Below are 24768 nucleotides of genomic sequence, written 5' to 3'. Positions count from 1 at the left end.
GCAACGCCATGCCTTGAACTGGATGAACGCCATGAACCGTCAGCGCTCGCACAACAACTCGATCCGGCGCCCCCTGGTGGCCGCGGTCGTGGCTGCCCTGTTGCCCGTCGTCGCATCGGCTGCACCGAATGTCGAGTTCAACTCCAGTTTGCTGTTTGGCTCGGCGGGGTCCCAGTCTGACCTCAGCCGCTTCGAGCAGGGCAGCCTGCTGCCGGGAACCTACAATGCAGACATCCTCATCAATGGCTCCAACGTCGGGCGGCGGGACCTCGTCGCCCGTGCTGATGAACAGGGCGAAGTGCAGCTTTGCCTGGGCCCGGAACTGTTCGAGCTGCTGGGCCTGAACGAGGCTCGCCTGGAAGCTGCGCGTGCATCGGGCGATAAGGCCAATGAGGGCCTGCAGCCGCTGCCGAGCGAGGAAACCTGTGCGCCCCTGTCGCGCTATGTGCCGGGTGCAAGCAGTGACTTCGACGTGGGCGAGATGTCGCTTTCCCTCAGTATTCCGCAGGCCTATCTGGCGCGGAATCCACGTGGCTGGGTCGATCCGAGTCAGTGGGAGACCGGAATCACCGCTGCTACGCTCAACTACAGCGTCAACCACAGCCGCCAGCGCAACGAGCAGCGGGAGTTCAACCGCACCAGCGCAACCCTGGACGCGGGACTCAATCTCGGCGAATGGCGGGTGCATCACACTGGCTATCTGCAGCACACCGATATGGACGGCACCAGCTATACTGCCGGCACCACTCAGGTACGGCGCAATCTGCCCTCAATGCGGGCGCAGTTGACCCTGGGTGAGGGTTCGACCATGGGCGACATGCTGGCGCCCGTGAACTACCGGGGCGTGAATCTTCGGACTGACCCGCGCATGCTGCCGGACTCGCAGCGCGAATTCGCGCCTGTGGTGCGTGGTGTGGCGCAGACCAATGCGCGGGTCACGATCCGGCAGCGTGAGCAGGTGCTGCATGAATCCATGGTGGCGCCGGGCCCCTTCGAAATTGACGATTTCCATGCAATCGGCGCCAGCGGTGATATCGAAGTGGAGATCACCGAAGCCGATGGCCGGGTGGAGCGCTTCACCATTCCGTATACCGCCATGCCGGAGCTGCTGCGCCCCGGCCAGAGCCGCTACAGTGTCACCGCTGGCGAGCTGCTGGATGATCGCTGGTCGGAGAAGCCGCGCTTTGTCGAGGCCACCCTGCGTCGTGGCCTTGGTAACCAGTTCACTGGCTACGCCGGTGTCACCGTCGCCGAAGGCTACACCGGTGCGGTGGTAGGTGCTGCCTGGAATACGGCCATCGGGGCCATTTCCGGCGACGTTACGCTGAGTGATGCGCGCCTGCCGGGCAATGCTCAGGCTGCGGGCGAGCGCCGCCGGGGCCAGTCCTATCGTATTGCTTTCAACAAGGCGCTGTTCTCCAACAACACCAACATCACCATGGCGGCGTATCGCTATTCCACCAGCGACTTCCTGACCCTGGCTGATGCCATGCACCTGACCAGTGAACTGAAGGAAGGCAAGAGCGGCCAGGGCCTTGTCCGGCAGCGCAGTCGAGTGGACCTGACCATCAACCAACAGCTGGGCGAGCGTTGGGGTATGTTGTACTTCAACGGCGGCAGCACCGATTTCTGGGGTGACAGCCGCCGGCAGACCAGTTTTTCGCTGGGGTACAGCAACCGCCTGGGGCCGGGCAGCGTAACGCTGACCGCCCGCCGTACGCTGGAATCGTCGTTGTTCGGCGATGGCCCCAGCAAGGCCAGCAACAGCATCTACCTGGGCTACAGCATGCCGCTGGGCAAGGCTCCCGCTGCGCCCCGGTTGGATGCAGGTATCAGCCGCGAGAGCAGTGGCTCGCATGGTGAGCGATTGGGTATGTCGGCCTCGCTGGGCGAACGCAACCAGGGTGGTTACAACGGCTACGTCAGCCGCGACAGCCAGCGCACCAGTTATGGCGCGGGCGCCTATTATCAATTCCCTTCGGTGCAGGTAACCGGCTCCTATAGCAAGTCTGGTGCTTCGCAGCAGGTCACGCTCGGCGCGACCGGTGGCGTGATGCTGCATGGCGACGGAATCACGCTGTCGCAGCGTCTCGGCGAGACGCCGGGGCTGGTCCATATCCCTGGGGCCAAGGGGGTTGCGGTCGGTCACATGAGCGGGGTCAAGACCGACTCCCGCGGCTACGCCGTGGTGCCGCATATGAGCCCCTTCCGCCGCAATGAGATCAATGTTGATCCCACCGGTATGTCGATGGACATCGAACTGAGCGCTGCCTCGGTTTCGGCCATTCCCAACGCAGGTGCCATCGTCAAGATGGTGTTGCCGACCGAGCAGGGCCGCAACGCGTTGATCCAGGCGCTGCTGCCCGATGGTACGCCGTTGCCGTTCGGCAACGATGTGGCCACGGCTGACGGCACGGTAGTGGGTGTCGTGGGTCAAGGAAGCCGGTTGTGGGTTCGCGGCATTGAGGAGCAGGGCGAACTGTTTGTGCGCGTTGGCAAACAACCGGATCAGCAGTGCCGCATTGTCTACGACATCAGCGCCGCCGAAGCAGGGGCATTGATCGAAGCCCAGTGCCGTACCCGGCAGGGCGATCACCTGGCTGCGCTGCAAGAGGCGCGCAGCCCGTGAGCGGAGGAGAGATCCGCTCATCCATATTCTTGAGGATGACCAGCATGAGACATTTTCTCCCGTGGATGAAGTCAGCGTTGATCGCGGCGTTCGCGCTTGCCGGCCTTAGCTTTGCGGGTTCTGCAGCTGCGGTGTGTACCAATCTTGGCAAGGAGGTCGGAAATCAATTCACCTTCCAGTTGCCGCATGTCCGCATTATCGGAAATGTGGAAGAGGTCGGGGGGGCGCTGACACCTTGGATCTCGAGCAACGAAATCAAAACGATGGAGTGCGGTTCCTTCGGATCGGCAGCTCAGTTGAACTACTATTCACGTCTGTTCACGGAGGTCAGTACCTACACTGAGGCGGGGAAGACTTACAGCGTGATGGATGTCGGCATTCCTGGGGTCGGCATGATCGTTGCCGTGGAGCCAAGTACCGGATGGGATCGTGTGCCGATGAACAGTCCCGATGAAACCCGTCTGAACATAGGTGAAAACATCCATGTTCTCATGTCGCTCGCCGTGCGGTTCATCAAGATCGGGACGACAGCTGGCGGCAGCTTCAGCCTGCCGTCGACGCCGATGGTGAGGATGCGACATGAACAACGCTGGACGCCAGGGTTTACCCATGAGAATTCACTGCAGGCTTCCAGCCTGGAGGTGGTGCATATTCCGCTGTGCCAGGTGCAGAGTCGTACGGTTGAAATGGGGGTTGCGACGCTTGATAAATTCCGCGAGCGATATGATCACGCGCAGACTATCAACTATGACGTCTCCCTGCTCTGTGAGTCGAACGCCGGGCGTGTCAACTATTACCTTGAGCAGGCAGGATCTCCTGTTTTCTCCCGGACGCTTGGGATTGTGGAGGTGGAAGGGGGGGCTGCTGGTGTGGGCCTGCAGTTCGTTGATGCAGCAGGCAACCCTCTGGAGATTGGAAAGGTCTATCCGTTCGGGTCCAGCGAAGCCGATGGGTTGCGCACCGAAACGTTTGGTGCGCGCTACATCCGCACGGCGGCGAATCTGACGGGCGTGAAGGCCGGCCCTGCCAATGCACAGATCCGCTACCGTATCGATTATCCTTGACCCCCTGGGTGCGGCGTGGGGCGACTACGGCATTCCTCGCTGATTTTGACGTCGCACCTCCACCGTGTTGTTCAACTTCGGAGGCTACGGATGCGTGCGATTGCTGGGTCGAAGGAACCTCGATGGACTTCTCGTTGCCAGTGGATCAGGCGTGGGCGTGGGGCGATGGTGGCCATGGCGTTGAGCCTGGCAGTGGCGTCAATCGCCTCGGCACAGGTGAGCATGCCTGGCACCCGCGTGGTCTTCCCGGGTGAGCAAGTGGAAGTTGTGGTGCCGCTGAAGAACACGGCAGCAGACCCGGTGCTGGTTCAGGCGTGGGTTTCAGATGGCGATGCGGATCAGATGCCGGAGCATTCCGGGGCGCCGTTCGTGCTTGCACCGCCGGTCCTGCGTCTGCAGCCGGGTAAAGATGCGAGCCTGCGTATACGTCAGGTGGCATCGTCTGCACCTGTCGACGCGAAGGAGCATCTCTATTGGCTCAATGTGTTGGCGATTCCTCCGCGGTCAGAGGCATCGGTGAATAATCTGGAAGTGGCCGTCCGTAGCCGCTACAAGGTGCTTTTCCGCCCGAAGGGTCTGCCGCAGCCGCCAATGGATCGCATGGAGGGAGTGGCAGTTTCCACGCGCAGTGATGGCGGGAATGCATTCCTGGTCTTCAAGAACAGCACCGCCTACCACCTGAATCTTGGAAGGGTGGCCATTGTTCATGGCGGCGCAGAAACCGAGCTTGACAATCCATTTGCCCCCCCATTTGGTGAGGCAGTGATCGCAGTGCCGTCTACGGCAGCTGGCGGCATGATGGAGGTGCGTTTCAGCTGGTTGGACGATGACGGCAGGTTGCATCCGGTTACCCAGCAGCTGGGAGCACCCCCAATGCATTGAGGCTGCGCTTGCTGCGCTTGCTGAGGCGTGAGAGAGTGCGGCCAGATTCAACGGAGAGCCGGGGACGCTCACATGCGCGGTATCCAAGGGGTCGCAACGCGTATTTGCCGAACGTTCCTGGCGCTTGTCCTGCTGGCATCTCCCTGGCTGGCACGTGGCGCATGTTACCGGGATGCATATGGGTATTCCGAGTTCCAGGCGGCGTCCGGTGTCCGGCTTGCGGTACAGGGTGTACCTGTTGGCGAGGCACTGTCCCCTTGGCTGGACACCACCCGGATCTACTCAGCCGCTTCTGACCTTGTCTGCAACTCTGCATCAGATGATATCGAGTTTGGGCTGCAAGGGGGCGCCGGGCCGGTCGCCACCTACACCGAAGCTGCGGTTACCTATGGTGTCTATGCCACCAATGCGGCTGGAGTCGGTGTCGTTGTGCGTGCCAGTCCACTTTCCCACTCGGGCAAGGGAGGTGGCTTCAGGGCTGGTCGTCAGATACTTATGGCGGGCACTGGAATCACCGGCAATATTCTGACCGCGGTGCAGCTCAAGTTCATCAGGACCGGAGACGTCGTCGCGGGTGGAGAGTTGCGGCGTTTCCAGGTCGGGAGCTTCTACGCACGGCATACCGGCCTGCAATTTGCCTACAAGCCGGCATATATCGCCGCAGTGACGTTCGAGGCAGTGGATGAGCCATCCTGTCGTGTGATCACCAAAGCGGTTTCCATGGGGTACATCACCCGGGATCGCTTTGCTGGACCAGGGACAGCGCTCGATGCTGTTCCCTATACGGTGGACCTCGACTGTGAAGCGGGTGTAGGAAGGGTGGACTATCAGATCAGTCCCGGCACGGCGGTGGTCGACGAGACGCTTGGAATTGCCGAGGTGACCGGTGGCGCTTCAGGGGTGGGCATCCAGTTCCTGGACGACAAGCAGTCTCCTTTGGCCTTCTATCGTTCCCATGGCTTTGGGGATATGCGGTCGGGAGAGACCAGTCGACTATTCCATGCCCGCTACCGGCAGGTGGGAGCGCAGGTCACCGCTGGTGAGGCCAACGCAAGTCTGACATTCGTATTCAGCTATCCGTAGCGGCCAAGCCGGTTCACTCTGGACAACCTGGGCAAGAGTGACTATCGCGCCGGGCCGAGCAAGGGCGAGTTGAAGGTCAGTGCGAACAACTTATGGCTGCAATGCCAGTTCTGAAGTCTGTCGCCGTCGGCACACTTTGGTGTCCGGATGGGATGCATCTGCGAACTTCGGGCGGCCCGGATGGCAACGGGGCTGAGGCGGGTTGAGCGCTGAAAACAAGCCGTATTCGCCGCTTCGGCAGTGTGCGACAATGCCGCCCGTTGCAAAGATGTCTCCGTCTGTACCTCGCGCTGGCTTTGCTTCTGCCGCGCAGTTGTGTACATGATGGGGTGCCACCGAAAAAGGGTGGCCGGGCCTGGAAACCCGTAGTGACTGTAGAAATACGCTTGCCAGCCGGCGTCGCTTTGTGCGGCGCCGGCTGGCAATCCGTCTGCGCCTTATGGCGGGGCGGTGCGTGGGGGTACGTGCAAACGTACCCGCCGGCAATGACTACAGTCCTCCGGTTTCCAGCCATGTGCCGTCCCGCCACCTTTGTTAAGGCGGGTGGCTCCCCATGTCTTGTACGGAGACCTGCCATGAACGCATCAGATATTCCCCCTCTGCGCGCCCGGTACGCCCCGGCCAATGCCGAAGAGGGCGAGGCGGCAAAGCCTGATCCCAACAACCTGATCAGCCTGATGCACCAGATTGGCCGCGGCGCAGCGTCCGACGGCCAGCCCTGGCCTGAGCGCCATCAACTGCCGGGCCGCTGCCTGGCGCTGGCCGATACCGATGGCGCGTTGGCTGGCCTGCGCATCGTGAACGAGATCCTGCTGGCCGCCGAGCGCGCCCGGCAGAACGGCGGCCAGGAGCATTACGTGGGCGACCGCGTGATGGAAGGCTTGAAGCTGGCCGCGCTGGCGTTGACCAACCAGGCTATTTATCGCCTGCATCCGGAATGAGATGGAAGGCCGAGGTTCAGTAGATCCACGCCATGCGTGGATGCTGTTGGCGGATTGCCCGGCATTCTGTAGAGCCGAGCCCACGCTCGGCTCATCGAAGGAGACGGAGCCGAGCATGGCTCGGCTCTACAGTAGATCCACGCAGTAGCCCCACGCCACGCGTGGATGCTTTTCAGAAATCCATCGTGGCCGACAGCAACACCGTCCGCGGCGCGCCCAGCGCCAGGCTGGAAAGCAACGGCATGCCCCAATACGCCTTGTTGGTCACGTTGTTCACGCTGGCGCGCAGGGCAAGCGGTCGCCCCGCCATCGTGGTGCTGTAACGCGCGCCCACATCAAACAACGTACGCCCCGGCACCGACAGGCGGTTGTCAGCACTGATGTACTGCTTTGACATCGCCGTGGCATTTCCGGTCAGGGTCAAACCCTCCAACGCCGGCACATCCCATTCCACGCCCAGCTTCGCCTGCCGCTGTGCAACCGCTGTGGCGATGCGGCCTTCATTCACGCCGCCGGCGGTGCGGGTCAGTTTCGGCTGCACGTAGGCCACGCCGCCGAGCAGGCGAACGCCATCCAGCGGTGAGCCGAAAAAGCCCCATTCCACGCCGCGATTCCGCTGCTCGCCACCGAACGAGAAGATATTCGTGACCGGGTCGGTGTAGCTGCTCGGGCGCTTGATCTCGTACAGGCTGAAGGTGTGCGCGAAGCTGCCCAGGTCCAGCTTCAGGCCCAGCTCCTTCTGCTTGGTACGGAAGGGTGCAAACACATCGCCGGCGTTGGCGGCGGTCATCGGCGCGGTGGCGCCCTGGCTGAGGCCTTCGATGTAGTTGGCGTAGACCGAAAGCTTGTCAGTGGCCTTCACCAGCAGGGCGGCGGCCGGGGTGGTGGCGCTCTCGTCATAGCGCGAGGTGCGCGCACCGCTGGCCACGTTGAAGGTCTCGCTGACCACCTGCTGGCGACGCACGCCTACGGTCAGCTGCACACGGTCATCGGCAAAGGACAACGTGTCGGCGAAGCCGATGCTGTCCAGCCGCAGTTCGGTGTGCGAGATATGCGGCGCGATGAACGGCGCAGCCGGACCCCACACCGGGTTGTACAGGTTGGTGGTCCAGTCCCAGCCAGGCACGCTGCGGCGGCCGTAGTCGTTCTGGGTGTGCTGGTAGTGGGTCACGTTGGCGGCCCACTGATGGCTCACGCTGCCGGTACGGAAGCTACCGCGCAGCCCGGCGTCACCGGATTGCTTCTTGATGTCGAATGCCAGCTGGCCCATCACCGTGGTGAAGTCACCGGCCGGGTTGAGGATCTGCGCACTGATCGAACCGTTGTAGCGGTAGTCGGTCTTGCTGGTGCCATAGGCCAGGTAGGCCAACAGGTTGTCACTGATGTCCAGCTCGCCGCGCAGCATCGCGCCCTTGTCCTGGCTGTCCACGTAGGCCCAGTCCGGGTTGATCAGGGTGTCGCCGCGCGGCGGCCGCGGAATCGCTACGCCCGGTGCCAGGCCGACACCACGGGCCGGTCCATCGACGCGGTCGTCGGCGCTGTACAGATCGGCGGACAGGCGGGCGCGCTCGCCGCGCCAGTCCAGCGCCAATGAACCCAGCTGCACCTTCTTGCTCTGCTTGCCGACAGCACCGTCGCCATCACGGTAAGCACCGTTGAAGCGGATGCCGAACTGCTTGTCGGCGCCCAGGCGGCGGCCCACATCCACATGGGTGCCGAACTGCACATCGGAGGCGAAGTTGGCGCTGACCCGCAGCAACGGTTGCTCGCCGGCACGCTTGGGCACCAGGTTGACGCTGCCACCGACCGAGCCGCCCGGTGGCATGCCGTTGAGCAGCGCGGACGGGCCCTTCAGCACCTCGATGCGCTCGAACATCTCCGGCGAGGTGCGGTAGTAGGGCGCCATGCCGCTGAGGCCGTTGAAGGTGGTATCGCTGGTGCTGGAGGCGAAGCCGCGGATGGCGTAGTTCTCGCTCCAGGAACCAGTCACGCCGTTGCTGAACACCGTGGGGTCGGTGGCGGCGATGACGTCGGTGAGGTCCTTGGCCTGGCGGTCGCGGATGAAGGACTCGGTGTAGCTGACCGTACTGAAGGGCGTGTCCATGAAGTCCTTGTCGCCGAGCAGGCCAACCCGGCTACCGGAAGCCACCTGGCCGCCGGCATAGTCGCCGGTCACCCGGCGCTGTTCCTGCACCTGCACCGAGGGCAGGGTGGACGGCGAGGAGTCGGCCAGCGCAGCAAACGAGGCCAGCAGCCCCAGCGCCAGGGCCGACACCCGGTAGCGCCGGGCCATCGGCGGATGCATCTGCTCGCGGCTCGCGGCGGCCGCTGCGGGCTGCAGGGGAGAGGAAAGGTGGTACACGGTCATGCCAGGTTCCTGTGAATCGCAGGTGCGAGCGCGCCTGGCGCGCTGCCGACGGCAAGCACGGGGGAGGGCGCGGCGCAGGGTTGTCGGCTGGGTGGGGACCTGGCGGGAAGTGAGCCTTGGGCTCGATCGCGGACGGCGGCGGGGTTGCGAACCTCACGCAGTCCGAATTAGTTGAGTAAATTAAACTAAATCATATGAAGCGGACAAGAGGGTCCCTTTGCTGGCACCCTCGCTACGGTATGAACATGCACCCTGAAACCCCGGCGTCGGCCCGTGGCCGTCCGCCCACCATCACCCCCGATCGTCTGGCCGACATCGGCATCACGCTGGGCCTGCCGAACCTGACGATGGCCAACGTGGCCGCCGAACTGGCGGTGACCCAGGCCGCGCTCTACAAGCGCGTGGCCAACCTGGAGGCCTTGAAGCGGCTGGTGGCCGATACGGTGTTCCAGCGCTGGCAGATTCCACGTGCTTCGGCCGATGCGCCGGGTGGGCTGCAGGCCTACCTGCTGGCGTTCGTGGAATCGCTGTGCGAGGTGGTGAAAGCGCACCCCGGACTACCGCCCTACCTGCTACGTCGTTCGGTGGCGACCACGCCGATGCTGGACAAGATCGCCTCGCACCAGGCGCATGTGGCAGAGGTGTTCGGCCTGCCGCTGGACAAGGCGCGCTGGCTGCTGGCCACGATCGCGTTCTACTGCATCGCCGGTGCGGATACGGTCTACGGGATTGCCGACGACGAAGAGGGCCAGGTAATCACCGAGTTCAAGCAGGGCATGCGTGCGCTGGTGATCGGTTCGTTGGAGGTGTTGGAACTTCGGTAGAACCACGCCATGCGTGGATGCCGTTGCACGGTTCGCCGCGACCCCATCCATGCATGGCCTGGATCTACAATGCGGCCATGCCTGCCACACCCACCCTCGATGATCTGCGCCGCCACGCGGTGGCGCGCACGCTGTTCAAACCCACCACGCTGCTGACCGCGATCCGTCGCCTGGGCTTCGTGCAGGCCGACCCGATCCGCGCACCGGCACGTGCACAGGACCTGACCCTGCGCCACCGGGTGAAGGACTACCGCGCCGGTGATCTGGAGCGGCGTTATGCTCGCCTGCCAGTGGAAGAGGATTGCCTGGTGAACTACGGCTTCCTGCCGCGCGAACATCTGGCGCTGATGCACCCGCGCGTGTCCAAGCGCGAATGGGACACCGAGACCCAGCGGCGTGCAGCGGATGTTCTGGCCTTCGTGCGCGAACGTGGCAGCGTCCATCCGCGCGAGGTTGACCAGGCGTTCGCGCATGGCCGGGTGACCAACTACTGGGGTGGCACCAGCAATGCCAGCACGCACCTGCTGGACGGCATGCACTACCGCGGCCTGCTGCGCGTGCAACGGCGCGACAGCGGCACCCGCATCTACGCGGTGGCCGACCACGTAGAGGCGGATGCCAGCGAGCAGGCGCAGATTGAACGCGCCGCGGCCCTGATCGATCTGGTGGTGCGCAAGTACGCGCCGCTGCCGTCGGCCAGCCTGACTTATCTGGTGCGCCTACTGGGCTACGGCGCACCGCATCTGGCCGAACAGACCCGGCAGGCGTTGATGCTGGCCAAGCAACAGCTGGCCAGCTGCACGCTGGAGGGCACCACCTGGTACTGGCCGGCGGACGAGAACCCGCGCTCGCGCCGGCATGCGCCGGACGATAAGGTGCGCCTGCTGGCGCCGTTCGACCCGGTGGTGTGGGACCGCCGCCGCTTCGAGCTGCTGTGGGGCTGGGTCTACAAGTTCGAGGCCTACACGCCTGCACCGAAGCGCCAGTACGGTTACTACGCACTGCCCGTGCTGTGGCACGACCAGGTGGTGGGCTGGGCCAATCTCAGCGTGCGCGACGGTGAACTGGCGTCCAGCGTGGGCTACGCCGGCAAGTCGCTGGCCTGCGACAAGGTGTTTCGTGGCGCGCTTGAAGACGAACTGCAGCGCATGGCCGCTTTTCTGTAGCGCCTAGCGGCGCATGGGTGCCTGTAGGTCCAGGTAGTCGCCAACCTTGGTTGGCGCCGCGATGCATCGGTGCCCACCAAGGTGGGCATCTACCGAAGCAACGCCGCTCAGGCCCGGTAGTCGCCAACCTTGGTTGGCGCCGCGATGCATCGGTGCCCACCAAGGTGGGCAGCTACCAAAGCAACGCCGCTCAGGCCCGGTAGTCGCCAACCTTGGTTGGCGCCGCGATGCATCGGTGCCCACCAAGGTGGGCATCTACCGATTCCACCGCCCATGCACCACCATCGCCAACACCACCACGCCCGCGGCAACGCTGGTGTGACCGGACAGCGCAGCCAGACCGAAACCCACGCCCAACCCGCGCATGGCAAACACGGTACTGAACACCAGCAGTGCCCAGCCAATCGCGCGCAGCTGCTGGGTTGCCTGCGCGCTCAGCACACGACGGAATACGTCCCGCTGATGACGCTCCATCGCCAGTGCCAGGCAGGCGAACGCGGCCAGCGACAACACGAACAGAATGACGTGGATCATGCGCTGGCCTCCGGTGCCGCAGTGCGTGACGCGGCAGACGGCCGGGCGCGTTTCACCTTCGGCGCATGCCGCCAGGTGCGCCAGGCCAGCAGCGTGTGCAGGGCGGCCAATGCCAGCAGGGTCAGGTCGGTGCCAGCGAATGCCCAGTCGCCCGCGGCCAGCGTGCGCCACAGCGGATGCAGCGTGGTCACCGCAGTCAGCACCGGCAGCAGCGCCAGCAGCAACGCCGCCAGCAGGAACTGTTCGACCCATGCTCGCTTCGGTGTACGCAGCGTGGCGTGCACGAACATGGCCGCCCAGGCCAGGAAGAACACATGCACCTCCCACGCCGCACGCCCGCCCGTGGCAACGGGCAGCAGGCGGTTCGCCCACAGGTAGGCGGTCATCGCCACCGACAGGCCGGCGACCGTGGCAATGTTGAGCCGCTCGACCAGGCGGAAGCCGAAGTACGGTCGCTGCGGATCGGGCAGCTGCGCACGGCGCTTGACCGTCCACAGCACCAGCCCGGTGCCGACCATGGCCGTGCCGGCCAGGCTGACGATGAAGTACAGCCAGCGCAGGGCGGCATCGGCGAAGCGGCCCAGGTGCAGGCCATACAGCACGCCCTGGGTATCGGCGGCAACGCCCGAGTGTTCCTTGATCTGCAGCAGCTGCCCACCGCTGCCGTCGAACAGCAGATAGTTCGGGGTGGTCGAAACACGGCTGGACTGCGCACGCACCACGGCCACGCGTGCGTTCTCGTCGCCGGGATTCTGCACCTGCACGCTGCCCACCGTGCCGGCTCCCCAGCGCTGCTCGGCCTGCTGCACCAGTGCACCGACGTTGGTGAGCGGAGCAGGGTGGCCGGCGGCCTTCTGCGGTGGCAGGAACAGGCGCATCTCGCTGACGACCTCGGCCTGCTGGCGCTTGTCCGGGAGCTTGGCCAGGCCCCACGGCATGTACAGTACCGCCAGCATCACCAGGCCGCTCCAGGTGATCATGAAGTGGAACGGCAGGCCGAGTACCGACAGCGCCGCGTGTCCATCCAGCCAAGAGCGCTGGCCCTTGCCCCAGCGGAAAGTGAAGAAGTCGGCGAAGATCTTCTTGTGGGTGATTACGCCGCTGACGATGGCGACCAGCATGAACATCGCGCACAGGCCGACGATCCAGCGGCCCCACATCGCCGGCATGTAGTGCAGGTTGAAGTGGAACGCATAGAAGAAGTCACCGCCGCCGGTGTCGCGTGCCTGCAGTGGCGCACCGGTGCTGGCGTCGAACAGGCCCGAGTCGAAACCATGCCGGCCGCGCCCACCCGGGCTGGCCCACATCGCCGACACCCACGGCATGCGCGTGCTCGGCAGGCTGAGGTTGATCTGGCTGGCCGCAGGCGTGTCGGCCATGATCGCCGTGACGGTACGCTGCGCAACCACAGCGGCGTCCGGCAACAGGGACGGTGTGGCGATTTCCGGGCGGGTGTAGCGCGAGAGCTCGTCGCGGAAGTAGCTGGCGGTGCCGGTGAGAAACATCGCGTACAGGATCCATCCGGCCAGCAGCCCCACCCAGATATGCAGGTCGGACATGGTCTGGCGGATGCCGCGTGGCTTCGGAGTGCGATCTACCTTGCTCATGCAGCGCCTCCGTTGCCGACCGTCTGTGCGATCAACCACAAGGGCAACGCGACGAGGAGCAGGCCCAGCCACGCGCGCCACGCCGAGCGCACCGCGAACACCCAGACCACGGCGCCGGCGTACAGCAGGAAGCTGGCCAGCATGCCAGTGAACACGGCCTGGCGACCATCGATGGGCAGCGCCAGTGCCGCGATGCTGCACAGTGCGGCCAGCACATAGCCGCCGAACAACGCGGCGATGATGCGTGAGACCAGGGGCAGCCAGGTCAGCACGGAGGCGGTACGGGAAACGGTCAAAGCACTTCTCCAGGGCACCACGCGCAATGGCGTGGCGCCCTTGAAACGAGGATCAGAAATCGACGGTGGCCGACAGCAGGGCGGTGCGTGGCGTGCCCAGCCCGGAGCCGAGGCTGCCTGCCCAGTACGCCTTGTTGGTCAGGTTCTGCACAGTGGCGCGCAGTACCAGCGGATGGCCGGCCGCTTGCGTCGCATAGCGGGCACCGAGATCGAACACGGTGCGGCCCGCCACCCACTGGCTGTTGTCAGCAGTGATGTAGCCCTTGGACAGGCTGACCGCGTTGCCGGTGAGGGTGAGGCCGGCCACGGTCGGCACGTCCCATTCGACGCCGAGCTTGCCCTGCCATTGCGGTGTGGCCGTCGCCAACCGACCTTCGTTGACGCCGCCCTGGGTACGGGTCAGCTTCGGCTGCAGCCAGCCGATGCCACCGAGCACGCGCAGCTGTTCGGTGGCCTGGCCGAACACAGTCCATTCCACGCCCCGGTTGCGCTGCTGGCCGCCGAACGAGAACACGTTGGTCGCCGGGTCGGTGTAGGAGCTGGGCTTTTCGATCTCGTACACGCTCAATGCGCTGGCCAAGCGGCCGAAGTCGAGCTTGGCACCGACCTCGCGCTGGCGGGTCTTGAACGGCGGGAACACGTCGCCCGCGTTGGCGGCGGTTGCCGGGGCGGTGCTGCCCTGGCTCAGGCCTTCGATGTAATTGGCATACAGTGACAGGCGGTCGCTGGCCTTGAAAAGCAGTGCACCGGCCGGGGTGTTGGCGCTGGCGTCGTAGCGTGCGGTGCGCTTGCCTGTGCCGCCATCGAAGGTATCGCTGAGCACGGTCTGGTGACGGATGCCCAGGGTCAGCTGCACACGATCATCGATGAAGGACAGCGTATCGGCGATGCCGAAGCTGGTGGTGCGCACTTCCGCGGTCTTCGGCAGCGACGCATCACTGAAGCTGCGGTCGATGGCAGGGCCCCACTGCGGGTTGTAGATATTGGTTACCCAATCGCGGGCCAGCAGGTTGCGCTTGAAGCCGAACTTCTGGTCGTGCTGGTACCAGGCTGCACTGATGGCCAGCGCGTGATCGACCGCGCCGGTGCGGAAGCGCGCCGACAATCCGGCTTCGGCGGTGTCCTTGCTGTAGATGAAGCGTTGGTGGGCGAAGTTGTTGCGGAAGTCGCCGGCGGTGTTGGTGATCAGCGTGGTGGCACTGGCGATGGAGTCGAAATCGGTATGGCCGTGGCCGTAGCTGGCATGCGCCTGCAGGTAGTCATTGATGTCGAACGACCAGCGCAGTGCGGCGGCCTGGTCCTTGACGGTGCTGAAGGTCCAGTCCGGTGCAAACAGGGTGCTGGCTTTCGGCGGGCGGGGCACGGCCAGGCCGGGCGCCAGCGAGACGCCACGGTTGAGGCCATCCACATGGTCGCGGCTGCTGAACAGGTCCAGCGACACCTGCGAGCGCTCACCACGCCAGTCCAGGCCGAGCGATGCGAGCTGCGTCTTGTGCTGCTGGTGGTCGGTGGCGGTGTCGCCGTCGCGATGCACGGCATTGAGGCGTACGCCGAACTGCTTGTCCGCGCCGAAGCGGCGGCCGACATCCAGGTGACCGCCCCACTGCGCGTCGCTGCCGTAGCTGGCGGTGAAGCGGGTCAGTGGTGTGTCGCCTGCACGCTTGGGTACCACGTTAACCGCACCGCCCACCGAGCCACCGGGCGGCATGCCGTTGAGCAGCGCGGACGGGCCCTTCAGCACTTCGATGCTCTCGGCCAGTTCGGGAGTGACGCGGTAGTAGGGGATCAGCCCGTACAGGCCACCAAAGCCGATATCCGACGAGGCGACACCGAAACCGCGGATGTTGAAGTAGTCGGTGATGCCACCACTGGAGCCACTGTTGTAGACGCTGGGGTCGGTCAGTGCGATGACCCGCACCAGGTCCGGCGCCTGGATGTTGTCGATGAATTCGGCGGTGTAGCGGGTGGTGTTGAACGGCGTGTCCATGAAGTCGCGCTCGCCGAGCAGGCCGACGCGGCTGCCGCGCGTGACCTGGCCACCCGCATAGGCATCGGTGGGAGCGGACTTGTCGGCGCGCACGTTCACCGTGGGCAACTGGCGGGCGCCATCGGGTGCATCGTTGGCGTGCGCGGCGGTGGCGATCAGCAGGGTGGGCAGCAACGCTGCACGGGCGGCCAGGGACAGCGCCGAGCGGCGTGGGAGGGGCAGGGTTCGCAGGGGGAGGGACATGGCGGTTCTCGTGTGGTGGGTCGTGCGATCGGCCAGCACGGCGCCGTCTGTGACCTGCAGGGGCAGGACGACGCGGGCTGTGGAATGGCTGGCAGAGGGCACGGCACTTCCGGTGTGGCAGTGCTGCACGCGAGGTGCGTGGGCGATCTGTGGCTGGGTGGAACGAAGCGCGGGGCGCGGATACTGCGGGGTGGATCAGATATCGTCGGCGAGGTCGTCGAGGTCCTGCAGGCCACCGCCGCGTGCCAGCACGCGCTCGTAGTTGCGGCGGCGACGCTGGTCGGTCTCGGTGGTGGTCTCGCCACGTTTCCAGTAGCCGGCCACGGCAACGTCGCTGCGTGGCAGGCCGACCGTTTCGATGAAGTGGCGGCGCAGGGCACGCATTTCCTCGCGCTCGCCGGCCGCCCAGACCGTGCTGCCGGGTTCCGGCCGCAGTTGGCGCGCCTGCTGCAGCAACGGCACGTCACCGGTGGCGAGGCGGAGCACGCGGACACCTTCAATGGCGGGCAGTTCGTCTACCGGGAATGCATCATCCGAGGCGATCCAGGCCTCTGCGCGCAGGTCGGCCGGCCACTGCTGCAGCAATGCAAACAGGGCAGGGATGGCGCTTGGGTCGGCGAACAGGAGGGCGCAGGTGCCCTCGCGCTGCGGTACCTGCAGATGGGGGCGCGGTCCGGTCAGATCGAAGGCATCACCGGGGCGCAGCGCACGTACCCAGGCCAGCATCGGCCCCGGCGCCTCGTGCAGCACTACGTCCAGGGTGAACTGGCGGGTGTTGGGATCGAGGCTGCGCACGGTGTAGATCCGTGACACATCGCCGAACGTGGCGCCGAGCTGGATGCGCACGGCGGTGTTGGCACGCTGCCAGGGCGCGAGTTCTGCATGTTCCGGCAGCTGGACCACGAGGCGCAGCAGGCTGGCGCACGGCTGTGCAACCGCGACCACCTGGACCTGCAGCGCCTGCAGGCCGCGATCATGGTCGGCGCCGCGCAGCGGCCCGGCCGGGGTGATTGAAGTGGGGGACGCGGACATCGACAACGATCCTGGACACTGCAAATGCGAATTAGTTACATCATAGTAAACTAAATTGATCGTGCCGCAACCGGGGCCTGTCCACGGACCGCAGCGACGCGTTGACCGCGGCGTCGCTGCGGACCACCATGACAGCCCTTGCCCGCGCACCGCGCAGGAACCGTTACCGCATGGCTGCACCGAAAAAGACCGCTGCCCGTGGGCGACCGCCCAGCATCACCCGCGAGCGCATCGCCGACGCCGGCATTGCCATGACGCTGCCGGGGCTGAGCTTCGTGGGCGTGTCGGCGGCACTGGGGGTCAGCCACATCGCGCTGTACAAGCATGTGGCGAATCTGGCGGCACTGCGCGAGCTGGTGGCCGAGGCGATCTTCGAGCGTTGGCAGGCACCGGCACTGGATGCCGCTGGCCGGCGCAGCATCGAGGAGGATCTGCGTGCGTTCCAACGTTCACTGCGGACGCTGGTGGACGGGAATCCGGGCCTGGCGCCGTTCCTGGTCAGCCACGGCGCGAAGACACCGGAGATGCTGGCGCGCATCCAGCGCCACCATGCCGAATTCAGCCGCGTGCATGATCTGCCGCTCGAGCAGGCGGCGTGGCTGCTGTCGACCGTGGCCTATCACGCCGTGGCGTTGGCCGACACCGTGTACTCACGCCATGCGGTGGTGGATACCACGCGACGCCCGCTGGATCGGAAGGCGCAGGAGGCCGAGTTCGACCGCAGCATGGAAGCGTTGATCATCGGTGCATTGGCGATGTGCGGGCGCACGGCAACGTAGTCGCCAACCTTGGTTGGCGCCGTTGCCTTGGTAGTCGCCAACCTTGGTTGGCGCCGCGATGTGTCGGTGCCCACCAAGGTGGGCATCTACCGGTCACGCGGCATCCTTGTGCTCCGCATCTTCCATGCCCGGGCTGACGCGGCGGCCGATGTCCTTCCGCGAGGTAATCGCCAATCCTGGTTGGCACCGTTGCCCCGGTAGTCGCCAACCTTGGTTGGCGCCGCTATACATCGTTGCCCACCAAGGTGGGCATCTACCGGTCACGCGGCGTCCTTGCGCTCCGCATCCTCCATGCCGGGGCTGACGCGGCGGCCGATGTCCTTCCGCGAGGTAATCGCCAATCCTGGTTGGCACCGTTGCCCCGGTAGTCGCCAACCTTGGTTGGCGCCGCTATACATCGTTGCCCACCAAAGTGGGCATCTACCGGTCAAGCGGCATCCTTGCGCTCCGCATCTTCCATGCCCGGGCTGACTCGCCGGCCGATGTCCTTCAACCGCGCCAGCTGATCCACCATCGACGGTGCATCGTCCAGGCTCCCGACGAACGTCCACAGATAGGTCATCACCGCGTACACATGACCCGGCGTCACACCGTCGGTGGTGGCGAGACGGCCGATCGTCAGCGCGAACAGCACCGCTGCCGCTGCGCCAACAACCACGAAGGCACCGGCTTCGCGATCGGAGAGCAGGATGCGCAGCCGCGACAGCGTGGTGTAGTGGCGACGCAGCACCGAAGGACTGACCCGGTCGACCAGGCGGATCTCATGCTCCAGCCGGTTGTTCAGTCGCCCATGCAGCTGCTCGTTGCGGCGTGCGAACGACGGCATCAGCAACACCGCTCCGAGCAAGGCGATCAGGCTCGCGGCGCCCACCAGCGGTTCGATCACCAGCAGCATCACCGCCGCACCAAACATTGATACCAGCGCGGTGGCGATGATCGGTACGTGCTTTTCGAAGAAGTCGACGAACTCACGGGCCAGCACAACGCGTGCGGCCGAGGTGGAGGTGGCGTGGCCCAGCCTGCGCTGCGCCTGCACCACGTTCACCGCCAGGTCGGCATAGATGCGGGTGAAGGTACGCGTATCGACCGCACGGCGGGCAGCACCGACCAGCCAGAACAGCAGTACCACGCCGGCGTAGGAGATGGCGTGGCCGATGTTGCCGCGGATGATCGCATCCACCGCGAAGCCGGCAAACAGCGGATACGCCAGCAGCAGCGCATTTTCCAGCGCCACCAGCGAAAAGGTGCCGGTGAGCTGCCACGGATAGGTTCGCAGGATGGCCTTGAGAGTGGCGGCCGCGTTCTGCTGGCCGATGCTGCCGGCGGCGGCCGCCGGATCGTGTGGGGGTTTCATGGGGATGCCTGGGTGGGTCGGAGTCAGGGCAGGGGACGGATGCCTGCCATCTCCCGGATCGCGCCCAGTATCTGCAGCCCTTTGGAGAAGGCATGGAGGGACGATGGAGATTGCGTGGAGAAACCGGCGCCGTTCAGCGATGCGAATGTCCACCAAGGTGGGCCGCTACCAGGGCAGTGTCTACCGCCTCAACGGCGGGCATGCACCGGCCAGCGGATTTCGAAGGCACTGCCACCACGTTCGGTGGCCCGGCATAGCGCTGTTCCGTGATGGGCCACGGCAATCGCACGCACCACGGCCAGGCCAAGCCCGGAGCCACCACTCTGCCGCGAACGCGAGACATCCGTGCGCTGGAAGGCTTCGAAGATGCTGTCGCGAAGGTCGTCCGGCACACCGGGGCCGCCATCTTCCACCGTGACGGTGCAATGGCCTTCGGCCAGCGTCACGTACACCCGCAGCGGGCAGGGAATGGCATGGCGGCGCGCGTTCTCCAACAGCGCCAGCACCGCCTGGCGGATGCGCGCGGGATCGCAGTCGGCCAGCGACGGCCGTGCGTCCAGCGTTACCGAGAAACCACTCTGGGTCAGTGCCTCGGACATCGCTTCAACCACCGCGGCCACCTGCACACTGACATCGCTGCGCTGCAGGCGCAGATCCAGGTGGCCACTCTCGGCCAGGCTGACCACGCGCAGGTCCTCGATGATGCGGGTCAGGCCTTCCAGCTGGGTGAGCATGCTGTTGAACTGCTCAGGCCCCGGCTCGAACACGCCTTCGGCGATGCCCTGCAGGCGGCCGCGCAGGATGGTCATCGGCGTGCGCAGTTCATGCGCGATCGCCGCGTTCCAGAACACCCGGTTCTCGGACATCCGGCTCAGCCGTTCTGCCATGGAGTTGAAATCGCTGACCAGCGTGGCCGCTTCGGCCATCGTGGTATCACCACCGCGTGCACGCGCTTCCAGATCGCCACTGGCGACCCGGCGCAGGCTTTCGGCCACCGAGTTCAACGGCGTGATGATGCGCCGGGTCAGGCGCGAGGCGACCAGCGTGGCGAAGATGACGACCACGGTGGCGGTCAATCCGATCCACAGCCATTCCAGCCCGGACGGCATGATCGTTTCCGGCTCGTCGTACCAGCGCGGATAGAACACCTCCATGAGGTAATAGAACAGGTAGAAGCCGCTGATCGACAGCACTGTCGAACACAGCGAGGCCACCGTGATGGACAGCGTGATCTGGCGTCCGATGCTCTTGCCTTTGGGGTTCATCATTCAGTCCAGGAAGCGGTAGCCGACGCCGCGGATGGTGGCGGGAATGCCGATCACGCCGACATCCTCCAGCTTGCGCCGCAGTTTGCTGACATGGCTGTCGACGGTGCGTTCCTGCGCGTCGCCCTCGGGCAGGCAGGCATGCAGGAGATCGGCCCGCGCATGCACCTGCCGTGGCGCACGCGCCATGTGCACCAGCAGCCGGAACTCGGTGAGGGTGAAGTTCAGCTCGTGCACCTGCTCGCCATGGCGCACGGTCACCTCGTGGCTGCGCAGGTCGATCTCGAAGGGCCCTTGGCGGATCAGCCCGTTGGGCGCTTCGACCAGGGGCCGGGAACTCCGGCGCAGCACGGCCTGGATGCGGGCGACGATCTCGGCCGGATTGAACGGCTTGGCCACGTAGTCGTCGGCGCCCACGCGCAGGCCGGTCAGCTTGTCCACGTCCTGGTCGAGCGCAGTGAGCATGATGACGGGGGTGTTGCCGATCCGTCGCAGTTCGCTCAGCACCTGCCAGCCATCCAGTTTTGGCATCTGCACATCCAGCAGCACCAGGTCCGGACGCAGTTGGCGGTGGCTGGCGAGTGCCGCCTCACCGTCGGCGGCGCGGGCGCTGCGCAGGCCGGAACGGGCCAGGTAGGCACTGAGGATGTCGGCGATTTCGCCCTCATCTTCGGCAATCAGCACCAAGGGTGCCTGTCGGGTACGGAGATCGTTCATTGCGTGATGCGGGTTCGGGGCAAGGGTGGGCAAGAGCGGGATCTGGGGCAGGGTCATCGTCGGCACTGCATGTCCTGCGCCTCTTCGTTGGCAGCCCAGGCCAGGGTGGCCAGCACCAGCGTGCGCCGCAGACTCGGTTCCACTGCACCTGCGCCGCGCAGCTGCTGCAGCATCAGGGTGGACACCGCCGCCGGCAGCTTGCTCCAGCGCGATGCCATGGGAGTGGCATCTATCCGGGCCTGCAGCCGCAAGGCCATGCCCAGGATGGCGCGCAGGCGCAGTGCCAGCAGGGCGACGACCACGAGAGTGGCTAGGGCGAGCAGCAGATGCAGGGTGGCGTCGGCGACCGGGTGCGTTGCCGCCCAGACCGCCAGACCAATCAGCGCCAGCGACGCGAGTGCGCCGGAACGGCCAGTGCCACCGGGCCCATCGCTGCGGAACCCCACCAGGGCGGCCGCCCCGAAGCCCGCCAGCAGCGGGGGTAACGGATCCGGCGCGGCCAGCATCCAGCTGGTGGTCGATGCCAACACGACGGCGATCAACCACGGCGAAGGCGCACACCACGCCAGGTAGGCACGGCGCACATCGATGGGTGGCAGGTCTGGATGGGAAAGGGACACGGCAGGCGGGCAGTCGGCGAGGCCGACGAGGCTAGCGACCGTTGATGGAGACTCGGTCGAGATTGTGTCGAGATTGCGTGGACGCAGGCCGCAGCATTCAGGCGCGGGGCTGGTGCCTGAACGGCTGCCGCGCCTCCATGCAATCTCCACAGTGGCTCCAAGAAACGTCCATCCGCGGCTTCCAGACTGCGGTTTCGGCGGTCGCACTGGGCGACTGCACGCAGCCGGGCGTTTCGATGAGCAACGGCAGGACCTGGATCATTGCCGCTACGGTGGCCACATTGGCCGCCGGCGCTGGATGGTGGGCGTTTGCCGGCGGCGATGATGCCGCGCTGATCACCGCACCGGCAAGGGTGGCGGATCTGGAGAAGACCGTACAGGCGGTCGGCCGGGTCCATCCCAAGGAGCTGGTGGCGGTGGGTGCGCAGGTGTCCGGCCAGGTCAAGCGCCTGCATGTGGTGCTGGGCCAGCGCGTACAGGCCGGTGACCTGATCGCCGAGGTCGATTCGCAGCCGCAGCGTATCGCGCTGCGCAGTGCCGAGGCGGCCACCAACACGCTGCGCGCCCAGCATGCCGCCAGCCAGGCCCGCTATGCGCAGGCCAGTCGTGCTTACCAGCGGCAGTCGCAGCTGGTGGCGTCGCGCCTGGTGTCACAGGAAGGTTTCGAAGCCGCACGCGTGGCGCGCGATGCGGCACGCTCAGAGGTGGCCGCGCTGCAGGCGCAGATCGACCAGGCCGTGACCCAGGTCGAAACCGCACGGATCAACCTGGGCTATACCCGCATTGTTTCGCCCAGCGACGGTTACATCGTGGCCATCGTCACCAAGGCCGGGCAGACGTTGAACTCGATGCAGACCACGCCGACCATCGTAATGCTGGCGCAGATGGATACGATGACCGTGCGCGCCGAGATCGCCGAGGCTGATGTCGAGCTGGTGGCACCGGGACAACCGCTGTGGTTCTCGACACTGGGGCCGAGCGGCCGCCGCTATGAATCCCACCTGCAGCAGCTGGAACCGGCGCCGTCCTCGATTGCCGACGTCGCCACCGGCAATGCGGGTGGCTCTGCGCAGACGCCGAAGGCGGTGTACTACGCCGGCCTGTTCGACGTGGCCAATCCCGGCCTGAAGCTGAAGCCCTCGATGACGGTGAAGGTGACCCTGCAGCTGGCACGGGTTGCCAACGCGCTGCAGGTGCCATTGACGGCGCTGGTCGATTCGGATGGCAAGGACGGCAGCCGTGGAACCGTGCGCGTGGTGGACACCAAGGGCCGCCCCCAGCAGCGTGCAGTGACGACCGGCCTGCGCACCGCCACCGCCGTGCAGATCCTGTCCGGCCTGCGCGAGGGCGAGAACGTGGTGGTCGGCCAGGCGCCCAGCGGCGCTGAGCCGGAAGCCGCCAGCCTGTTGGGGATGTGAGCATGGCCGACGCACTGCTGGAACTGCATGGCGTATCGCGCGCCTATCGCTCCGCCGCCGGTGAGGTGGTGGTGCTGAAGGATGTTTCGCTGCGCATCGATGCCGGCGAGTTCATCGCCATCATCGGCCCCTCGGGCTCGGGCAAGTCCACGCTGATGAACATCCTTGGCTGCCTGGACCGGCCGACCGAGGGCAGCTATCGGGTGAACGGCGAGGCCACCGAGCAGATGGCGCCGGACGCGCTGGCACGCCTGCGCCGCGAGCATTTCGGCTTCATCTTCCAGCGCTACAACCTGATGGAGAACCTGAGCGCCACCGAGAACGTGGCGCTGCCGGCAGTCTATGCCGGCGTGGAGGCGGACGTGCGCACTTCCCGTGCACGCACGCTGCTGGAAACGCTGGGGCTGGGCGAACGCATGGCGAACCTGCCGAGCCAGCTGTCCGGCGGCCAGCAGCAGCGCGTGTCCATTGCCCGTTCGCTGATGAACGGCGGCGCGATCGTGCTGGCCGATGAACCCACCGGCGCGCTCGATCACGCCAGTGGTCAGCAGGTGATGGCCGAGCTGAAGCGCCTGCATGCACAGGGCCACACGGTGATCCTGGTGACACACGATGCGGCGATTGCCGCCAACGCGGCGCGGGTGATCGAGATCGCCGACGGCCGGGTGGTGACCGACCGCGGCGAGCGGGGATCGCGTGCTGTGGCTGAAACACCCGGGACCGAACGCGGCGTGTCGCCGGTCACCGAGCGCCGCGCACGCATGGATGCGATTCGCGAAGCCGCGCGCATGGCCGTGCGCTCGATGCTGGCCCATCGCCTGCGCACGCTGCTGACCATGCTCGGGATCATCATCGGCGTAGCGGCCGTGGTGACCGTGGTTGCGCTGGGCAAGGGTGCACAGGCGCAGGTTGAATCACAGATCAACGAACTGGGCGCCAGTACGCTGGAGATCTTCCCAGGCTCGGATTTCGGTGACCCGCGCTCGGCGGAGATCGAGACGCTGGTGGTGGGCGATGCGGAATATCTTGCGGCGTTGAGTTACGTGGACAGCGTAAGCCCGAACCTGAGCGGATCGGTGGCAGCGCTGCAGGGCAACCGGCGTGCCAACACCCAGGTGCTGGGCGTGGGGGCCGACATGCCGCGCGCGCGTGGGCTGCGGCTGAAGGCCGGCCGCTTCTTCACCGACGCCGAAGTGGATGCGCACCGTGCCGTGGGCGTGGTCGACCAGAAGGCGGCCAAAGCGCTGTTCAGCGGCAGCCCGATCGGCAGCACGGTGCTGCTGGGCGGCATGCCGGTGGAGGTGATCGGTGTGGTCGGGGCCAATGCGTTCGCTGGCGGTGCAACCCCGACGGTCTACGTGCCGTATACCTCGGCGGCCTCGCGGCTGCTGGGCAGCGAGCGCCTGGAGAGCATCACGGTGCGTGTGCGCGACGACGTGCCCACCAACGCCGCCGAGGCCTCGCTGGGGGCCGAGCTGGAGCGGTTGCATGGCCGTCGTGACTTCTTTATCTACAACGCCGACCAGATCCGCAAGGCGGTGATGAAGTCCAGCCAGACCATGGCAGCGTTGGTTTCGGCCATCGCAGCAGTGGCGCTGGTGGTCGGCGGGGTGGGGGTGATGAACATCATGCTGGTCTCGGTGAAGGAGCGCGTGCGCGAGATCGGCGTGCGGCTGGCGGTGGGCGCGCGGCAGGGCGACATCCTGCGCCAGTTCCTGATCGAGGCCGTGCTGATCTGCCTGTTCGGTGGCGTGCTGGGGGTGCTGTTCGCATTCGGCGTGGGTGCGCTGTCCAGCCTGCTGTCGCTGGGTGTGCCGTTCCTGTTCACGGCGGGCCCTGTGCTTGCCGCGCTGGCATGCTCGTCTGCGATCGGGCTTGGCTTCGGCTACTTCCCGGCGCGCAGCGCGGCACAACTGGATCCGATCCAGGCGCTGGCAGCGGAGTAGGTGCAGGCCCGGT

General features: G+C 65.8%; 20 protein-coding genes. 10 read left to right on the top strand and 10 right to left on the bottom strand.

The window, feature by feature from the left end; translation table 11 throughout:
- The first annotated feature begins 31 nt into the window (after positions 1-31).
- The 5 genes from ACZK5G_RS11765 (at position 32) to ACZK5G_RS11745 (ending at position 6599) form a co-directional block, all read left to right on the top strand.
- Positions 32-2629 (top strand): fimbria/pilus outer membrane usher protein, encoded by a 2598-nt coding sequence (locus tag ACZK5G_RS11765; protein ID WP_478463400.1) that lies wholly within the window; start codon positions 32-34, stop codon positions 2627-2629.
- Between the two features lie 44 nt (positions 2630-2673).
- Positions 2674-3693 (top strand): fimbrial protein, encoded by a 1020-nt coding sequence (locus tag ACZK5G_RS11760; RefSeq protein ID WP_478463398.1) that lies wholly within the window; start codon positions 2674-2676, stop codon positions 3691-3693.
- A gap of 174 nt (positions 3694-3867) precedes the next feature.
- Positions 3868-4575: a fimbrial biogenesis chaperone gene (locus ACZK5G_RS11755; RefSeq protein WP_478463397.1), complete on the top strand. Its 708-nt coding sequence runs from the start codon at positions 3868-3870 to the stop codon at positions 4573-4575.
- A 72-nt stretch (positions 4576-4647) separates the two neighbouring features.
- Positions 4648-5658: a fimbrial protein gene (locus ACZK5G_RS11750; protein ID WP_478463395.1), complete on the top strand. Its 1011-nt coding sequence runs from the start codon at positions 4648-4650 to the stop codon at positions 5656-5658.
- A 575-nt stretch (positions 5659-6233) separates the two neighbouring features.
- On the top strand, positions 6234-6599 hold the full coding sequence (locus ACZK5G_RS11745; protein ID WP_478463394.1) for a hypothetical protein: 366 nt from the start codon (positions 6234-6236) through the stop codon (positions 6597-6599).
- Between the two features lie 172 nt (positions 6600-6771).
- On the opposite strand, the gene ACZK5G_RS11740 is transcribed toward ACZK5G_RS11745, so the two are convergent.
- Positions 6772-8967 (bottom strand): TonB-dependent receptor, encoded by a 2196-nt coding sequence (locus ACZK5G_RS11740; RefSeq protein WP_478463392.1) that lies wholly within the window; start codon positions 8965-8967, stop codon positions 6772-6774.
- Positions 8968-9206: 239 nt separating this feature from the next.
- Here ACZK5G_RS11740 and ACZK5G_RS11735 point away from each other — a divergent pair, with 239 nt between their 5' ends.
- Both ACZK5G_RS11735 and ACZK5G_RS11730 read left to right on the top strand, forming a co-directional pair.
- Positions 9207-9791: a TetR/AcrR family transcriptional regulator gene (locus ACZK5G_RS11735; protein ID WP_279912130.1), complete on the top strand. Its 585-nt coding sequence runs from the start codon at positions 9207-9209 to the stop codon at positions 9789-9791.
- Between the two features lie 53 nt (positions 9792-9844).
- Positions 9845-10957 carry a DNA glycosylase AlkZ-like family protein gene (locus ACZK5G_RS11730; protein ID WP_478463390.1) on the top strand — a complete coding sequence of 371 codons (1113 nt, stop codon included), beginning with the start codon at positions 9845-9847 and terminating at the stop codon, positions 10955-10957.
- A 255-nt stretch (positions 10958-11212) separates the two neighbouring features.
- Here the strand turns inward: ACZK5G_RS11730 and ACZK5G_RS11725 are convergent, their stop codons facing one another.
- The 5 genes from ACZK5G_RS11725 to ACZK5G_RS11705 form a co-directional block, all read right to left on the bottom strand.
- Positions 11213-11491, bottom strand: a complete 279-nt coding sequence (locus tag ACZK5G_RS11725) for a DUF3325 domain-containing protein (protein ID WP_478463388.1) — start codon at positions 11489-11491, stop codon at positions 11213-11215.
- Positions 11488-13098 (bottom strand): PepSY-associated TM helix domain-containing protein, encoded by a 1611-nt coding sequence (locus ACZK5G_RS11720; protein WP_478463387.1) that lies wholly within the window; start codon positions 13096-13098, stop codon positions 11488-11490. The genes ACZK5G_RS11725 and ACZK5G_RS11720 overlap by 4 nt, the downstream gene beginning before the upstream one ends.
- The gene (locus ACZK5G_RS11715) at positions 13095-13394 is read right to left on the bottom strand and encodes a DUF3649 domain-containing protein (protein ID WP_032129500.1); all 300 of its coding nucleotides are present in this window, start codon (positions 13392-13394) and stop codon (positions 13095-13097) included. The genes ACZK5G_RS11720 and ACZK5G_RS11715 overlap by 4 nt, the downstream gene beginning before the upstream one ends.
- A gap of 52 nt (positions 13395-13446) precedes the next feature.
- Complete coding sequence (locus tag ACZK5G_RS11710) at positions 13447-15624, bottom strand: TonB-dependent receptor (RefSeq protein ID WP_478463385.1); 2178 nt, start codon at positions 15622-15624, stop codon at positions 13447-13449.
- A 195-nt stretch (positions 15625-15819) separates the two neighbouring features.
- Positions 15820-16656, bottom strand: a complete 837-nt coding sequence (locus ACZK5G_RS11705) for a siderophore-interacting protein (protein ID WP_012511171.1) — start codon at positions 16654-16656, stop codon at positions 15820-15822.
- Positions 16657-16826: 170 nt separating this feature from the next.
- Between ACZK5G_RS11705 and ACZK5G_RS11700 the strand changes: the two genes are divergently transcribed.
- The gene (locus ACZK5G_RS11700) at positions 16827-17435 is read left to right on the top strand and encodes a TetR/AcrR family transcriptional regulator (protein WP_478463383.1); all 609 of its coding nucleotides are present in this window, start codon (positions 16827-16829) and stop codon (positions 17433-17435) included.
- Positions 17436-17862: 427 nt separating this feature from the next.
- Here the strand turns inward: ACZK5G_RS11700 and ACZK5G_RS11695 are convergent, their stop codons facing one another.
- The 4 genes from ACZK5G_RS11695 to ACZK5G_RS11680 all read right to left on the bottom strand — a co-directional run bounded on the left by ACZK5G_RS11695 (position 17863) and on the right by ACZK5G_RS11680 (position 21391).
- Positions 17863-18789, bottom strand: a complete 927-nt coding sequence (locus tag ACZK5G_RS11695) for an ABC transporter six-transmembrane domain-containing protein (protein ID WP_285303698.1) — start codon at positions 18787-18789, stop codon at positions 17863-17865.
- Positions 18790-18977: 188 nt separating this feature from the next.
- Positions 18978-20054: an ATP-binding protein gene (locus tag ACZK5G_RS11690; RefSeq protein WP_478463382.1), complete on the bottom strand. Its 1077-nt coding sequence runs from the start codon at positions 20052-20054 to the stop codon at positions 18978-18980.
- Positions 20055-20057: 3 nt separating this feature from the next.
- Positions 20058-20828: a response regulator gene (locus ACZK5G_RS11685; RefSeq protein ID WP_478463380.1), complete on the bottom strand. Its 771-nt coding sequence runs from the start codon at positions 20826-20828 to the stop codon at positions 20058-20060.
- Positions 20825-21391 carry a hypothetical protein gene (locus ACZK5G_RS11680; protein WP_478463378.1) on the bottom strand — a complete coding sequence of 189 codons (567 nt, stop codon included), beginning with the start codon at positions 21389-21391 and terminating at the stop codon, positions 20825-20827. The genes ACZK5G_RS11685 and ACZK5G_RS11680 overlap by 4 nt, the downstream gene beginning before the upstream one ends.
- A gap of 236 nt (positions 21392-21627) precedes the next feature.
- Here ACZK5G_RS11680 and ACZK5G_RS11675 point away from each other — a divergent pair, with 236 nt between their 5' ends.
- Entirely contained in the window at positions 21628-22809 is a 1182-nt protein-coding gene (locus ACZK5G_RS11675; protein WP_478463376.1) for an efflux RND transporter periplasmic adaptor subunit, read from the top strand.
- 2 nt (positions 22810-22811) lie between these two features.
- Positions 22812-24755, top strand: coding sequence for a MacB family efflux pump subunit (locus ACZK5G_RS11670; RefSeq protein WP_478463375.1), 1944 nt, complete (start codon positions 22812-22814; stop codon positions 24753-24755).
- Positions 24756-24768 lie beyond the last annotated feature (13 nt).

The organism is Stenotrophomonas sp. 62841_Sma, assembly GCF_056482945.1.
The sequence above is the reverse complement of the archived record's forward strand: the minus strand, read 5'-3'. Positions and strand labels throughout refer to the sequence as shown.